Genomic DNA, 14,948 nt, shown 5'->3' with positions numbered 1-14,948 from the left:
TACACCCGTCCTTCGCGCCGCTTCAATATAGCAAGGAGCAAGTATGGTGCCAAGCATCGCGCAAGAATATCCCTCCACGCCAATACGCACTTCGGAGTCGTCAGCCCATACTCTTGGTCCCGAAAATCAGGGACACGTGGCCCCCAGCGACATCGCTGTGGGTGTGGTGATAGGACGTACCTCCGAGTACTTCGACTTCTTTGTGTACGGCCTGGCCTCGGTGCTGGTGTTCCCCTCGGTGTTCTTCCCGTTCGATGGACGGCTGGAAGGCACGCTGTATTCCTTCATCATCTTTTCCTTCGCATTCATTGCACGCCCCATAGGCTCGGCCCTGTTCATGGCCATCCAGCGGCGCTGGGGGCGTGGTGTCAAGCTGACCACGGCGCTGTTCCTGCTGGGTATCTCGACCGCGGGCATGGCGTTTTTACCGGGCTATGCCAGCCTGGGCTTTACCGCCATCGTGATGCTGTCGGTGCTGCGCTTTTTGCAGGGCATTGCACTGGGTGGCTCCTGGGACGGTCTGCCCTCGCTGCTGGCGCTGAATGCACCGAAAAACCGCCGTGGCTGGTACGCCATGCTGGGCCAGCTAGGCGCGCCTATCGGCTTCATGGCCGCCAGTGGCCTGTATCTATATTTGCACTCCAGCCTGTCCTCGGTGGACTTCCTGGACTGGGGCTGGCGCTACCCCTTCTACGTGGCCTTTGCCATTAACGTGGTGGCCTTGTTTGCGCGCCTGCAACTGGTGGTGACCGATGAGTTCACCCGCCTGCTGGAAGACCGCGAGCTGGAACCTGCCGGCACCATCGAGCTGGTGCGCGCCGAAGGCTACAACGTGTTCCTGGGCGCGTTTGCTGCGCTGGCCAGCTACGCACTGTTCCACCTGGTGACGGTGTTCCCGCTGTCCTGGATCAACCTGCATGCCTCCCAGCCGGTGAACAGCGTGCTGCTGGTGCAGATCTTCGGCGGCGCCATTGGCATCGTCGGTGTGATCGCCTCGGGCTTGATCGCCGACCGTATCGGCCGACGTAGCACCCTGGGCCTGCTGGCCTGCCTGATTGCGGTGTTCAGCGTGTTTGCGCCCATTCTGCTGGACGGCGGCCCGGCCATGCAGGATGCCTTCATCCTGATCGGCTTTGCGCTGCTGGGCTTGTCGTATGGCCAGGCAGCAGGTGCTATGACCAGCAACTTCAGCGCCAAGTACCGCTATACCGGAGCGGCATTCACGACCGACATGGCTTGGCTGATAGGTGCCGCCTTTGCACCCTTGGTGGCATTGGGCTTGTCGGCGCGCTTTGGCTTGGCTTATGTCAGCATTTATCTGCTGTCGGGCGCGATCTGTACCCTGGCCGCGTTGCGCGTCAACAGGGTGCTGGCCGACCGCGATTGAGGGGCATACGAACTGGGCGCCATCACTGCGCTCGGTTCAAGCACAAAAATAGCTGCTAGCGCAGAAATTAACTGCACTAGCAGCTATATTTTTTGTAGCTATAAAAGTCAGGCCGCAGCGCTGGCGTAGTTCTGTGGAAACAGCTTTCGCTCAATCAGCTCGATCAGGATGTGCAGCACCTTGATATGCAGTTCCTGCACCCGGTCGGCGAACTGACCACCGGGTGTGCAGATATAGACCGTGCTCAGGGCCTCCAGCGCTTCGCTGCGCTTGCCACTGAGGATGATGACCTCCATGCCCAGTGCGCGGGCGGCGGCGGCGGCGCGTACCACGTTCTTGCTGGTGCCGCTGGTGCTCAGGGCCACCAGGCAGTCGCCGGGCCGGCCATGGGACTCGACATAGCGCGAGAACACCTGCTCGTAGCCCAGGTCGTTGCCGACGCAGGTCATATGACCTGCGTCGCTGATCGCGGTGGCGGCCAGGCCGGGGCGGTCCAGGCGGTAGCGGCCGGTCAGCTCCTCGGCGAAGTGCATGGCATCGCACATCGAGCCGCCATTACCGCAGGAATACACGCGGCCCTTGTTTTCGAACACGCGTATCAGCAACCGGGCCGCATCTTCGATGGTGGCCAGCGCCGCTGGGTTGCTCAGCAGTGCGGTTAGTGCTGCCTGGGCCTCGTTCAGGCTGGATGTGATGTGGTTTTGCATGGGCTTTCCGGTGGTGGCGCTGGACTATACCGCTGGTGCGGCGCGGTGTGGGAAGGTCCTACGAGACTGGAGGGTGTCTGTGCCGTGTTGCAGTGCAAAAAAATGCGTACTTGACGATACGGATGATTGAATATTCAAAATATTGAAAAATTACGCATGAAATATGTGTTTTCAGGCGCTATGCGGGGGCAATTTGCAGAGCACCTGCACGTCCAAATCTCCACAATCAAGCTTTTCAAAACCGTGTTCAAGGAGCTACGTCATGCATACAGCAGCAGGAGATTTATTCGACAACCCGATGGGCCTGATGGGCTTTGAATTCGTAGAGTTCGCCTCGCCCACGCCGGGCCTGCTGGAGTCGGTGTTCGAGCACATGGGCTTTACGCTGGTGGCGACACACCGCTCCAAAGACGTGTTGCTGTACCGCCAGGGCGACATCAATTTCATCGTCAACCGCGAGCCCAAGAGTGTGGCTGGTTATTTCGCGGCGGAACATGGTCCCAGCGCTTGCGGCATGGCGTTTCGCGTGAAAGATTCGCACCACGCCTACCGCCGTGCCTTGGAGCTGGGTGCGCAGCCGATCGAAATCCCCACCGGCCCCATGGAGCTGAACCTACCCGCCATCAAGGGCATAGGCGGCGCGCCGCTGTACCTGATAGACCGGTATGAAGATGGCAAGTCCATCTATGACATCGACTTCAACTTCATCGACGGTGTAGACCGCCACCCGGTGGGCCACGGTCTGAAGCTGATCGACCACCTGACACACAACGTCTACCGTGGTCGCATGGCTTTCTGGGCCGATTTTTACGAGCGCCTGTTCAACTTTCGTGAGATACGCTTCTTCGACATCAAGGGCGAATACACCGGCCTGACCAGCAAGGCCCTGACTGCGCCGGACGGCAAGATCCGTATCCCGCTCAATGAAGAGTCGCGCCAGGGGGGCGGGCAGATTGAAGAATATTTGATGAAGTTCAACGGTGAAGGCATACAGCACATCGCCCTCATCTGCGACGACTTGCTGGCGGCTGTGGACAAACTGGCCTTGGCCGGTGTGCCGCTGATGACGGCGCCCAACGAGGTGTATTACGAAATGCTGGACAGCCGCCTGCCCGGCCACGGCCTGGACGTGGGCGCCCTGCAAACCCGGGGCATCCTGGTGGACGGCAGCACTGAGGGCGGGACTCCACGCCTGCTGCTGCAGATCTTTTCGCAGACCCAGCTGGGACCGGTGTTTTTTGAATTCATCCAACGCCGGGGGGACGAGGGCTTTGGCGAGGGCAATTTCAAGGCCTTGTTCGAGTCGCTGGAGCGCGACCAGATTCGCCGCGGCGCGCTGGAAACCGCATGAAAGCCAGCCCTGACGTAAGTGCCGTGCACAAATTAGACCCGCAGACATTTGGCGAATGGCAGCCTGAATTCCAACATTGGCGCTTCAGTACCGAGCGTGGCGGCCTGATGGTGCGCGAGTTCGTCTTTGCGGACTTTGCTGCAGCTTTTGGATTCATGGCCCAGCTCGCTGTGGTGGCCGAAAAGTGCGACCACCACCCGGAGTGGCGCAATGTGTACAACCGGGTGGAAATCACCCTCACCACGCACGACGTGCAAGGACTGTCGCAACGCGACCTGGCGCTGGCACGCCATGCGGATGCGGCCTACCTAGGCTTTACCTCTCATCTACCAGCATGAACCCAACTTCGAATACCAAACATGGCTTGGCCGCAGGTGACGCCCACCCTCCCGAGCGGGTCGACTGGACCATAGACCAAGGCTGGGACAACTACAGTCCCGAAGAACACGCCACTTGGAAAACCCTTTACGAGCGCCAGACCCGGCTGTTGCCCGGCCGCGCCTGCGATGAGTTTGTGCAGGGCATGCGCGACCTGTCCATCGGCGCGGACCAGATACCCGATTTCCGGCGGCTCAGCGAAGTGCTGATGCAGCGTACCGGCTGGCAAGTGGTGGCGGTGCCCGGGCTGGTACCCGACGAGGTGTTCTTCGAACATCTGGCAAACCGGCGTTTCCCGGCGGGGCAGTTCATCCGCAAGCCGCACGAGCTGGACTATCTGGAAGAACCCGACGTGTTCCACGACGTGTTTGGCCATGTGCCCATGCTGATGAATCCCACGATTGCCGACTACATCCAGGCCTATGGTGTGGGCGGGCTGCGGGCGCAGAAGCTGGGCGTGCTGGACAAGCTGGCGCGCGTGTACTGGTATACGGTGGAGTTTGGCCTGGTGCAGCAAAAAGATGGTTTGCGCATTTATGGCGCGGGCATTGCATCGTCTTCGTCGGAGAGCGTTTTTTCGCTGGACAGCGCATCACCCAACCGCGTGCGTTTTGATCTGCCGCGCGTCATGCGCACCCACTACCGCATCGACGATTTCCAGGAAACCTATTTCGTCATCCAAAACCTGGATGAGCTGTTGGAGCTGGCCCACATCGACTTTGGCCCTTTGTACGCCCAGATACAAGGACTGCCCGAATGCCAACCAGGCCAGTTGCTGGACGGCGACCTGGTGCTGACACATGGCACCGGCAGCTACCACCAGGCCAAACGAGGAGCGCACTGATATGCAGGCATCCCGTAGCACCGTGATGGTGACCGGTGCCGCTGGCAACCTGGGGCGCGCCGTGGCGGACGTATTCGCCAACAGCGGCGCTAATCTGGTGCTGCTTGACATGCGGCGCGAAGATCTGGAGTCGCGCTATGGCCTGGAGGGCGACGGCCGCCTGTTTGCGCCGGCCAATCTGTTGGACCTTGAGCAGGTGCAAACCGCCATGCAGGCCGCTATGGCCCGCTTCGGACGGATTGATGTGCTGTGCAACCTGGCCGGCGGCTTTCGCATGGGCGACGCGGTGCATGCCACTCCGGCCAGTACATGGGACTTCGTGCAGGACATCAATATCCGTACGCTGCTGAATATGGCCCGCGCCGTGGTGCCGCATATGCTGGAGCACGGTGGTGGCAAGATCGTCAATGTGGGTGCCTACGCTGCCCAGCGCGGAGCCGCCTACATGGGGGCTTATTGCAGCGCCAAAAGCGGTGTCATCCGCCTGACGGAAACCATGGCCGCAGAACTGCGCGAGCAGCACATCAACGTCAACTGCGTGCTGCCCACCATCCTCGACACCCCGGACAACCGGGCGGCGATGCCTGATGCAGATCCCACGCGCTGGGTGGCCCCCAAGGCGCTGGCCAGCGTGGTGGCTTTCCTGGCGTCGGACGCGGCCAGCGCAGTGCACGGAGCGGCCTTGCCCGTGACCGGATTGAGCTGAAGGCCTGCCATGTTCCAACATATCCCGGCCTTCGCGGGCGACCGCATCTTCAGTCTGAATGAAAGCTTTCAAAAGGACTCCAGACCCCACAAGGTGAATTTGTCGATAGGCATTTATTGCGACGAGGAAGGGCGCGTGCCGGCCCAGGACGCGGTGCACCAAGCCGAAACACAGATCGCGGCCGCCCGACGGCCCAAACCCTATCTTCCGATGGAAGGGGCGGCCAACTTCCGCCACGCCATGCAGGCCTTGCTTTTCGGTGAGGGGCATGAAGCGCTGGCCAGTGGCCGGGTGGCCACCATCCAGACGGTGGGCTCCAGCGGCGGCCTCAAGGCGGGCGCCGAGTTCATTCGGCGATGGTTTCCGTCCAGCGGCGTGTGGTTGAGCGACCCCAGCTGGGACAACCACCACAGCCTGTTTGAAAGCGCGGGCATCGCGGTGGGAAGTTATCCCTATTACGACCCCGTAAACGGGCTACGCTTTGACGCCATGTCGGCCGCCTTGCGGTCGCTGCCCCCTTTCAGTGTCGTGCTGCTGCATGCCTGCTGCCACAACCCCACCGGGGTGGATCTGAGCCCCGCCCAGTGGGAAGAACTGGTGCCGATCATCCAGACGCATCGCTTGATTCCATTTCTGGACCTGGCTTACCAGGGGTTTGGCGAGGGCATTGAAGAAGACGCGTTTGCCGTGCGGCTGCTGGCCCAGGCGGGCATCCCTTTTTTGGTGGCGAATACCTTGTCCAAAAGCATGGGTTTGTATGGCGAGCGTTGTGGAGCTCTCAGCGTGGTGTGCGCCGACCCGCAGCAGGCTGACTGCGTGCTGGGGCAACTGAAGTTCACCGTACGCCAAAACTACTTCAGTCCTCCGGCCCATGGTGGACAGATTGCGGCCCAAGTCCTCGGTGATCCGGGGCTGAGGGCTTCGTGGGCCTGTGAAGTGTCGGCCATGCGCGAGCGCATTCGGGGCCTGCGCGTGCAATTGCATGCTGCGCTGGCCCGCAAGTTGGGTGGAGGGGATTTCGACTATCTGCTGCGCCAGCGCGGTATGTTCAGCTATACCAATATGCGCGCGGAGCAGGTACAGCGCTTGCGTGAAGAACACGCCATCTACCTGGTGGATTCAGGCCGCTTGTGCATCTCGGGCTTGAATGCAGCCAACCTGGACCGAGTGGCTAGCGCGATAGCGGCCGTGCATCGAGGGGCAGTAAATCGGACATGGCAAAAAGAAACCCATAGGCGCGGCCTGATGCAGTCTGGCTAATCTTGGGCTTGTCGGGTACCGCTGGGTACCAGGGGACAGGCCCAAGACCGGCGTTTCAAACCGCATCCGGTCGCGCCCATTGCGGCTCCAGCGGGAGCCGCCGTGGCATCAATCGTTGCTGTCGTTGGAGAAGGTACGGACGGTGCTGTAGGCATTCACCACGCCAGGTACTTGGCTGGCTACATAGCGTGCCTTGGACTCTTCACGTGGGCCTTGGGTCCAGCCGTGCAGAGTCACCGTGCTGCCCTCGGCGGTCACGGTCACCTTCTTGGCAGCGTCGCCCATGCTGCTGTCCAGCGCGGATTGCACGGCACCGGCCAGGTCGGCAGTATTGGCGGCGGCATGGGCCGGCAGGAAGGCACCCGCAGCCAGTGCGAACAGGGCGGAAGCGGCAATGCGGTTGAAAGTGCGTGTCATGGTGGATCCTTGTGTTGTGGCACCGTTTTCAGTGCGATGGGGTGATCTTCCCAAGCCAGGCCATGTTTTGTGTTGCGACAGCGCGCGAGCCGTATTACATCTGCAATCTAGGGTGAAACCCTAGGCATTTGAAATGCTATGAAATGGATAGCTATCAGCGCAGAGATTACCTGCGCTAGAGGCCTAAAAAGCCTATGAAACCAGATGCCCCAGCGGCAATACGCCATGGCCCTTCACTTCGCCCAATGAAAAGCTGGTGTGCAGGTCCTTCACATTGGGCAAATTCACCAGCACCTGCCGGGCGAACTGGCTGAAGGTATTCAGGTCGCGCGACACCACCTGCAGCTCGAAGGTGCCGGTGCCGCTGATGTAGTGGCAGGACACCACCTCGGGGATGTTGCGTATCGCCTCCTCCAGCCCCTGCAGCGCCGGGCCGCTGTTTTGCACCGCGTCCAGCCGCACAAAGGCCAGTACGTCCAGGCCGATTTTGTGGCGGTCGATCTCGGCGCGGTAGCCGCGGATATAGCCAGCCTCCTCCAGCGCCCGCACGCGCCGCCAGCAGGGTGCGGCCGACAAGCCCACGCGTTGGGCCAGCTCGGCATTGGTCAGCCGTGCATTGGCCTGCAAGGCATCGAGGATGGTGAGGTCAAACTTATCCAGCATGTATTCACTGTATCTGCGCAAGATCCTTTCGCGAAGTAGGGGAAACGAGGCAAAGAACGCAAACACTTACCGCGCATGCAGGCATACACTTTTTCTCAAAGCGGAGCCCACTCCGTTGGAGACAAGCACGATGAATGCACCGTTGCCCGACAGCATCCGCAAGGCCCTGGAAAGCGCGTCCCTGGACGACAAGCCGCATAGCGGCTTGCGCCGAAGGCACAAATACAGCGCGGGCGGCGTAGCCGGACGCACGGAATTTGGCGTCGAGCCAGGAGGTACGGTATGAACGCCCCGCTACCCGAACACATTCTGCAGGCCCTGGAGACGGTCACCCTCGACGACAAATACCGCCTGGACCACGGGCGCGCCTTCATGAGCGGGGTGCAAGCCCTGGTCAAGCTGCCCATGCTGCAGCAGCTGCGCGATGTGCAGGCCGGCCACCACACGGCGGGCTTCATAAGCGGCTACCGGGGCTCGCCGCTGGGTACTTACGACCAGGCGCTGTGGAAGGCCGAGAAATACCTCAAGGCGCAGAACATCGTGTTCCAGCCCGGCGTGAACGAGGAGCTGGCCGCCACCGCTGTATGGGGTACGCAGCAGCTGGGCTTCTCCCCCCCGGGTACCAACAAGTTTGACGGCGTATTCGGCATCTGGTACGGCAAGGGGCCGGGCGCGGACCGCTGTTCGGATGTGTTCAAGCACGCCAACATGGCCGGCACCACGGCCTTGGGCGGCGTGATCGCGGTGGCCGGCGACGACCATATTTCCAAAAGCTCCACCGCCGCGCACCAGAGCGACCATATCTTCAAAGCCTGTGGGCTGCCGGTGTTCTTCCCCACCAATGTGCAAGAGATACTGGACCTGGGCCTGCACGCGTTTGCCATGAGCCGCTTTTCCGGCGTCTGGGCCGGCATGAAGACCATCCAGGAAATCGTCGAGTCCAGCGCAACCGTGTGGGTGGACCCGGGGCGGGTGGACATCCAAATTCCCACCGACTTTGTGATGCCGCCAGGCGGCCTGCACATCCGCTGGCCCGACCACGCGCTGGAGCAGGAGGCGCGCCTGATGCACTACAAGTGGTATGCCGCCCTGGCCTACATCCGCGCGAACCGGCTGAACTACAACGTGATCGAGGGCCCGAACGATAGATTCGGCGTGATCGCCAGCGGCAAGGCCTATAACGACACGCGCCAGGCGTTGCTCGACCTGGGCCTGGACGACGCAACCTGCCGCCGCATCGGCCTGCGCCTGCACAAGGTCGCCGTGGTCTGGCCGCTGGAGGCCCAGCTGACGCGCGAGTTCGCCACCGGCTTGCAAGAGATTTTGGTGGTGGAAGAAAAGCGCCAGGTCATCGAATACCAGCTCAAGGAAGAGCTGTACAACTGGCGCGCCGATGTGCGGCCGAATGTGCTGGGTAAGTTCAACGAGCCCGAAGGCGACCTCAGCGGCGGGGAATGGTCCATGGCCAACCCCACGGCCAACACCTTGCTGCGCGCCAATGCCGACTTGTCGCCCGCGCTGATCGCCCGCGCTATCGCCCAGCGGCTGCACAAGCTAGGCGTGGATGCCGACGTGGCTGCCCGTATGGACGCCCACCTGGCCGTGCTGGATGCGCAGGACAGCGCTCTGCGCGCGCTCAGCCAGCGCCATGCGCCGGTGGCCCGCCTGCCCTGGTACTGCTCGGGCTGCCCGCACAACACCAGCACCGTGGTGCCCGAGGGCTCGCGCGCCATGGGCGGCATAGGCTGCCACTTCATGGCCACCTGGATGGACCGCAGCACGATTGCCTTCACCCAGATGGGCGGCGAGGGCGTGCCCTGGGTAGGCCAGCAGCCCTTCACCACCGACCAACACATCTTCGCCAACTTGGGCGACGGCACCTACTTCCACAGCGGTCTGTTGGCGATACGCCAGGCCATTGCCGCAGGGGTGAACATCACCTACAAGATTTTGTACAACGACGCCGTGGCCATGACCGGTGGCCAGCAGGTCGGTGAGCGCCCGGAAGGTCACTCGGTTGTGCAGATAGCGCAGTCTGTGCTTGCGGAGGGTGCTATCAAAACCGTAGTGGTGACGGACGAGCCCGAGAAGTACCAGGGCGTGGCGCTGGCGCCCGGCGTGGAGGTCAAGCACCGTGACTTGCTGGACGATATCCAGCGCGAGTTCCGGGAGATCCGAGGCACGACCATCATCATCTACGACCAGACCTGCGCCACTGAAAAGCGCCGCCGTCGCAAGCGCGGCACCCTGGTGGACCCGGCGGTGCGGGTGGTCATTAACGAGCTGGTCTGCGAGGGCTGTGGCGACTGCGGCGACCAGAGCAACTGCCTGAGCGTGGAGCCGCTGGAAACCCCGTTTGGCCGTAAGCGCCAGATCAACCAGTCCAGCTGCAACAAGGACCTGAGCTGCGTGAAAGGCTTCTGCCCCAGCTTTGTCACGGTGGAAGGCGGGCAGCTGCGCAAGAAGCGCGGCGACCAGGCGGCATCGCCCTTCAGCGGCGGCCTGTTGCCCGAGCCCCAATTGGCCAGCACCGCCACGGTGTGGGGCATTGTGGTGGCCGGCGTGGGCGGCACCGGCGTCATCACCATAGGCCAGTTGCTGGGTGTGGCCGCGCATCTGGAGGGCAAGGGCATCGTCACCCAGGACGCGGCAGGCCTGGCGCAAAAAGGCGGCGCCACCTGGAGCCATGTGTTGATCGCCGACACGCAGGACAGCATCCGCACCACCCGTGTGAGCCAGGCGGCGGCCGACCTGATTTTGGGCTGCGACCCGGTGGTCACCGCCGCAGCGGAAACCCTGCTGCGCATGCGCCCGGGCCGTACCCAGGTGGTGTTGAACACGCACAGCGCACCCACGGCGGCCTTTGTGCACAACGCCGACTGGACCAACCCCGGCGAGGCCTGTGGGGCCGACATTCTGCAAGCGGCGGGGGCTGGCGAGGTGAGCAGCTTCGACTTCGATGCCGCCGCCAACCGTCTGATGGGCGACAGCCTGTATGCCAACCCCATGCTGCTGGGCTACGCCTGGCAAAAGGGCTGGGTACCGTTGCAGCTGGATTCGCTGCTGCGCGCCATCGAGCTCAACAATATGGCGGTGGAGGCCAACAAGACCGCCTTCGCCTGGGGGCGCCGCGCCGCGCTGGACCCGGCCAGCGTGGCGACGCCTGCCCAGCCCATCACCTGGCATCAGCGCGAATCGCTTGACGCGATGCTCCAGCGCCGGGTGGAGTTCCTGACGGGCTACCAGAATGCCGCCTACGCCGACAGCTACCGTGCTTTCGTTGCCCAGGTGCGCCAGGCCGAGCAGCCGCTGGATTCGCGCCTGCCACTGACCGAGGCCGTGGCCCGTTACCTGTTCAAGCTCATGGCCTACAAGGACGAGTATGAGGTGGCGCGGCTGCAGACCGATCCGGCCTTCCTGGCCCGGATTGGCGAGCAGTTCGAGGGCGATTTCCGTCTGCACTACCACCTGGCGCCGCCGCTGCTGTCGCGCAAGAACGCCAAGGGCGAGTTGCAAAAGCGCAAGTTCGGCCCGGCCACTGGCTTGCTGCTGCGCTGGCTGGCCCGGCTAAAAGGCCTGCGCGGCACGCCGTTCGATCCGTTTGGCTACCAGGCCGAGCGCCGTGCCGAGCGTGCCCTGGTGGATGAATACCGGGCCAGCATCGCCCAACTGCTACCGGTTTTGGCGCCGGCCAACCATGCGGCGGCGCTGGCGTTGGCCCGTGTTCCGGAGCGCATCCGGGGCTATGGCCACATCAAGCAGCGGCATCTGGTGGCCGCCCGGGCTGAATGGGTGGCGCAGACGGCTGCTTTTAACTCCAGTGCAAAATAGGCCTCTGGCGCAGGTAATACGTGCGCTGTAAGCTATATTAAATATAGCATCCCTGGGCCGCACACGCCCAGCCTGTGTTCGGTTTGGGCGTGGCAATACTGCCGCATACAATCGGCGTTGCCCTCGCCTGGCGGGTCGGCGCTCGTCGCGCCCTGCCTGCGGGTTTTATTTTGTATTTCGAAGTTGGAGCCATTTGTGTTCATTTCCTCTGCTTTTGCCCAAACTGCCCCCGCTGCTGCAGCCGCCGGTGGTGACATGATGTCGTCCATTACGGGCATGCTCCCGCTGATCCTGATGTTCGTGGTGCTGTACTTCGTCATGATCCGCCCCCAGATGAAAAAGCAGAAAGAGCACCGCGCCATGATCGACGCGCTGGCCAAGGGCGATGAAGTCGTCACCACCGGCGGCCTGCTGGGTAAGGTCACCAAGCTGGGCGACGGCTTTGTCAGCCTGGAGATCGCCAACGGCGTTGAAGTACAGCTGCAACGCAGCGCTGTCGTCCAAGTCCTGCCCAAGGGCACGGTTAAATAATTAGAAGCTGGAAGCGCAAGCGCGATCATGAATCGATACCCGGTATGGAAGTACGTGATCCTTCTGGTCGCGCTACTGGTGGGGACCATTTACACCCTGCCCAATTTCTTTGGTGAAGCACCCGCGGTGCAGGTCTCGGCGGCTCGCTCGTCGGTCAAGATCGACAGCACCACCCTGGCCAAGGTGCAAGAAGCCCTGGCTGCCAACAGTCTGGCGCCCACGCTGGTCGAGATCGACGGCAACTCGGTCAAGGCCCGTTTTGATTCCACCGACAGCCAGCTCAAGGCCAAGGACGTGGTGCAAAAGGCGCTGGTGCCCGATGCCAACGACGCCAGCTACGTGGTGGCGCTGAATCTGCTGTCGCGTTCGCCCTCGTGGCTGACCGCACTGCGTGCCGTGCCCATGTATCTGGGCCTGGACTTGCGTGGCGGCGTGCACTTCATGCTGCAGGTGGACATGCAGGCCGCGCTGAGCAAGAAGGCCGAGTCGCTGACCGGCGACCTGCGCTCCAGCATGCGCGACAAGAATGTGCGCCATAGCGGCATCAGCCGCAATGGCCAGGCCATCGAAGTGCGCTTCCGCGACAGCGAAACCCTGGCCGCCGGCAAGGCCGTGGTGCAAGACCAGTTCCCCGACCTGATCACCACCGACGCGCCCGACGGCACCGAATACAAGCTCACCGCCACTATCCGCCCCGAGGCCGCGCGCCGCGTGCAGGACCAGGCGTTGAAGCAGAACATCACCACCCTGCACAACCGTATCAACGAACTCGGCGTGTCCGAGCCGGTGATCCAGCAGCAGGGCCTGGACCGCATCGTGGTGCAACTGCCGGGCGTGCAGGACACCGCCAAGGCCAAGGACATCCTGGGCCGTACCGCTACCCTGGAAGTGCGCTTGGTGGACGAAAGCACCGAAGCCGCCGCTGCCTCCGTGGGCAATGGCGCCGTACCGTTTGGCGATGAGCGCTACCTGGAGCGCAGCGGCCAGCCGGTGATCGTCAAGAAGCAGGTCGTGCTGACAGGTGAAAACCTGACCGATGCCCAGCCCGGCTTTGAAAGTCAGACCCAGGAGCCCACCGTCAACCTGACGCTGGACGCCAAAGGTTCGCGCATCTTCAAGGATGTGACGCGTGAAAACATCGGTAAGCGCATGGCCATCATCCTGTTCGAAAAGGGCAAGGGCGAGGTCGTGACCGCGCCGGTGATCCGTTCCGAAATCGCCGGTGGCCGGGTGCAGATCTCGGGCCGCATGACGACCCAGGAAGCCAGCGACACCGCGTTGCTGCTGCGCGCCGGCTCGTTGGCTGCACCGATGGAAATCATCGAAGAGCGCACTATCGGCCCGAGCCTGGGTGCGGAGAACATTTCCAAGGGCTTCCACAGCGTGCTGTGGGGCTTCCTGACCGTGGCGGCCTTCATGTGCGGCTACTACATGCTGTTTGGCGTGTTCTCGAGTATTGCGCTGGCTTTCAATTTGCTGCTGCTGGTGGCCGTGCTGTCCATGCTGCAAGCCACCTTGACTTTGCCCGGTATGGCGGCGATGGCTCTGGTGCTGGGTATGGCGATTGACTCCAATGTGCTGATCAACGAACGCGTGCGTGAAGAGCTGCGTGCCGGCGCCTCGCCGCAGGCCGCTATCCACGCCGGTTTTGACCGCGCCTGGGCGACGATTCTGGACTCGAACATCACCAGCGCAATCGTGGGTATCGCCCTGCTGGCATTTGGCTCCGGCCCGGTGCGCGGCTTTGCGGTGGTGCACGTGCTGGGTATTGCGACCAGTATCTTTTCCAGCGTGTTCTTCTCACGTGGCTTGGTCAACCTGTGGTATGGCCGCCAGAAGAAGCTCAAGACCGTGTCCATCGGCACCGTGTGGCGGCCCGATGCCGCCGTTGAAACCAACGCCAAGTAAGGACGCGACACCATGGAGTTTTTCAAGATCCACCGCGACATCCCGTTCATGCGGCATGCGCTGGTGTTCAACATCATTTCCTTCCTCACCTTTGTGGCGGCGGTGTTCTTCCTGTTCTCGCGCGGCCTGCATTTGTCAGTGGAGTTCACTGGTGGCACTCTGATGGAGGTCAGCTATTCCCAGCCGGCCGACCTGACCAAGGTGCGTACGGTGGTGGCCGGCCTGGGCCTGCAGGATGTGCAGGTGCAGAACTTCGGCACCTCGCAGGATGTGCTGATCCGCATGCCGGTGCAAAAAGGTGTGACCTCGGCCCAGCAAAGCGACCAGGTACTGACCGCGCTGAAAACCGAAGACGCATCGGTGCAGCTCAAGCGCACCGAGTTTGTCGGCCCGCAAGTCGGCGACGAACTGGCGGTGGATGGCCTGAAGGCCCTGGCCTTTGTGGTCGTGGGCATCATGCTGTACTTGGCCGTCCGGTTCGAGTGGAAGTTTGCCGTGGCGGCCATCTTCGCCAACTTGCACGATGTGGTCATCATCCTGGGCTTTTTTGCCTTCTTCCAGTGGGAATTTTCGTTGCCGGTGCTGGCGGCGGTATTGGCCGTGCTGGGTTACTCGGTGAATGAATCGGTGGTGATTTTTGACCGTATCCGCGAGAACTTCCGCCGCATGCGCAAGATGACGCCGATGCAGGTGATCGACAACGCGATCACTTCTACCATCAGCCGCACTATCATTACCCACGGTTCGACCCAGATCATGGTGCTGTCCATGTTGCTGTTCGGCGGCCCGACCTTGCATTACTTTGCGCTTGCGCTCACTATTGGTATTTGCTTCGGTATTTACTCATCCGTGTTCGTGGCCGCGGCGATTGCCATGTGGCTTGGTATCCAGCGAGAAGATCTAGTGAAGTCGTCCTCCAAGAAAGAAGATCCGAACGATCCCAACGCAGGTGCGACTGTCTGACC

14 protein-coding genes are annotated in these 14,948 nt (G+C 62.2%); 11 read left to right on the top strand and 3 right to left on the bottom strand.

All coding sequences use genetic code 11. From position 1 onward, the window contains the following. Positions 1 to 43: 43 nt before the first annotated feature. Positions 44 to 1,387 carry an MFS transporter gene (locus AC07VY_RS03595; RefSeq protein WP_495096329.1) on the top strand — a complete coding sequence of 448 codons (1,344 nt, stop codon included), beginning with the start codon at positions 44 to 46 and terminating at the stop codon, positions 1,385 to 1,387. Between the two features lie 107 nt (positions 1,388 to 1,494). Here the strand turns inward: AC07VY_RS03595 and AC07VY_RS03590 are convergent, their stop codons facing one another. Then, entirely contained in the window at positions 1,495 to 2,094 is a 600-nt protein-coding gene (locus AC07VY_RS03590) for an SIS domain-containing protein (RefSeq protein WP_495096328.1), read from the bottom strand. A gap of 262 nt (positions 2,095 to 2,356) precedes the next feature. Between AC07VY_RS03590 and hppD the strand changes: the two genes are divergently transcribed. The 5 genes from hppD to AC07VY_RS03565 are packed head-to-tail and all read left to right on the top strand — an operon-like array spanning position 2,357 to position 6,633. Beyond that, on the top strand, positions 2,357 to 3,445 hold the full coding sequence (gene hppD / locus AC07VY_RS03585) for a 4-hydroxyphenylpyruvate dioxygenase (RefSeq protein ID WP_495096327.1): 1,089 nt from the start codon (positions 2,357 to 2,359) through the stop codon (positions 3,443 to 3,445). Continuing rightward, positions 3,442 to 3,783 carry a 4a-hydroxytetrahydrobiopterin dehydratase gene (locus AC07VY_RS03580; protein ID WP_495096326.1) on the top strand — a complete coding sequence of 114 codons (342 nt, stop codon included), beginning with the start codon at positions 3,442 to 3,444 and terminating at the stop codon, positions 3,781 to 3,783. Before hppD ends, AC07VY_RS03580 begins: the two co-directional genes overlap by 4 nt. After that, positions 3,780 to 4,667, top strand: a complete 888-nt coding sequence (phhA, locus tag AC07VY_RS03575; RefSeq protein ID WP_495096325.1) for a phenylalanine 4-monooxygenase — start codon at positions 3,780 to 3,782, stop codon at positions 4,665 to 4,667. The genes AC07VY_RS03580 and phhA overlap by 4 nt, the downstream gene beginning before the upstream one ends. Position 4,668: 1 nt before the next feature. Next, the gene (locus AC07VY_RS03570) at positions 4,669 to 5,373 is read left to right on the top strand and encodes an SDR family oxidoreductase (protein ID WP_495096324.1); all 705 of its coding nucleotides are present in this window, start codon (positions 4,669 to 4,671) and stop codon (positions 5,371 to 5,373) included. 9 nt (positions 5,374 to 5,382) lie between these two features. Continuing rightward, positions 5,383 to 6,633, top strand: coding sequence for an amino acid aminotransferase (locus tag AC07VY_RS03565; RefSeq protein ID WP_495096323.1), 1,251 nt, complete (start codon positions 5,383 to 5,385; stop codon positions 6,631 to 6,633). Positions 6,634 to 6,741: 108 nt separating this feature from the next. Here AC07VY_RS03565 and AC07VY_RS03560 read toward each other — a convergent pair whose 3' ends face one another. Both AC07VY_RS03560 and AC07VY_RS03555 read right to left on the bottom strand, forming a co-directional pair. Next, the gene (locus AC07VY_RS03560) at positions 6,742 to 7,050 is read right to left on the bottom strand and encodes a BON domain-containing protein (RefSeq protein WP_495075604.1); all 309 of its coding nucleotides are present in this window, start codon (positions 7,048 to 7,050) and stop codon (positions 6,742 to 6,744) included. Between the two features lie 192 nt (positions 7,051 to 7,242). Then, the gene (locus AC07VY_RS03555) at positions 7,243 to 7,713 is read right to left on the bottom strand and encodes an Lrp/AsnC family transcriptional regulator (RefSeq protein ID WP_495096322.1); all 471 of its coding nucleotides are present in this window, start codon (positions 7,711 to 7,713) and stop codon (positions 7,243 to 7,245) included. A 130-nt stretch (positions 7,714 to 7,843) separates the two neighbouring features. Here AC07VY_RS03555 and AC07VY_RS03550 point away from each other — a divergent pair, with 130 nt between their 5' ends. The 5 genes from AC07VY_RS03550 to secF all read left to right on the top strand — a co-directional run bounded on the left by AC07VY_RS03550 (position 7,844) and on the right by secF (position 14,946). Beyond that, the gene (locus tag AC07VY_RS03550; RefSeq protein ID WP_495096321.1) at positions 7,844 to 7,999 is read left to right on the top strand and encodes a hypothetical protein; all 156 of its coding nucleotides are present in this window, start codon (positions 7,844 to 7,846) and stop codon (positions 7,997 to 7,999) included. Beyond that, positions 7,996 to 11,544 (top strand): indolepyruvate ferredoxin oxidoreductase family protein, encoded by a 3,549-nt coding sequence (locus tag AC07VY_RS03545; RefSeq protein WP_495096320.1) that lies wholly within the window; start codon positions 7,996 to 7,998, stop codon positions 11,542 to 11,544. The genes AC07VY_RS03550 and AC07VY_RS03545 overlap by 4 nt, the downstream gene beginning before the upstream one ends. Before the next feature lie 195 nt (positions 11,545 to 11,739). Beyond that, a complete protein-coding gene (gene yajC, locus AC07VY_RS03540) occupies positions 11,740 to 12,075 on the top strand; it encodes a preprotein translocase subunit YajC (RefSeq protein WP_495075607.1) in 336 nt (111 codons plus the stop codon). Between the two features lie 27 nt (positions 12,076 to 12,102). Beyond that, the gene (gene secD / locus AC07VY_RS03535; protein ID WP_495075608.1) at positions 12,103 to 13,983 is read left to right on the top strand and encodes a protein translocase subunit SecD; all 1,881 of its coding nucleotides are present in this window, start codon (positions 12,103 to 12,105) and stop codon (positions 13,981 to 13,983) included. A gap of 12 nt (positions 13,984 to 13,995) precedes the next feature. Then, positions 13,996 to 14,946 carry a protein translocase subunit SecF gene (secF, locus tag AC07VY_RS03530; RefSeq protein ID WP_495075609.1) on the top strand — a complete coding sequence of 317 codons (951 nt, stop codon included), beginning with the start codon at positions 13,996 to 13,998 and terminating at the stop codon, positions 14,944 to 14,946. The last annotated feature ends 2 nt before the right edge of the window (positions 14,947 to 14,948 follow it).

The sequence above is a fragment of the Rhodoferax sp. GW821-FHT02C08 genome, from assembly GCF_059421805.1.
The sequence above is the reverse complement of the archived record's forward strand: the minus strand, read 5'-3'. Positions and strand labels throughout refer to the sequence as shown.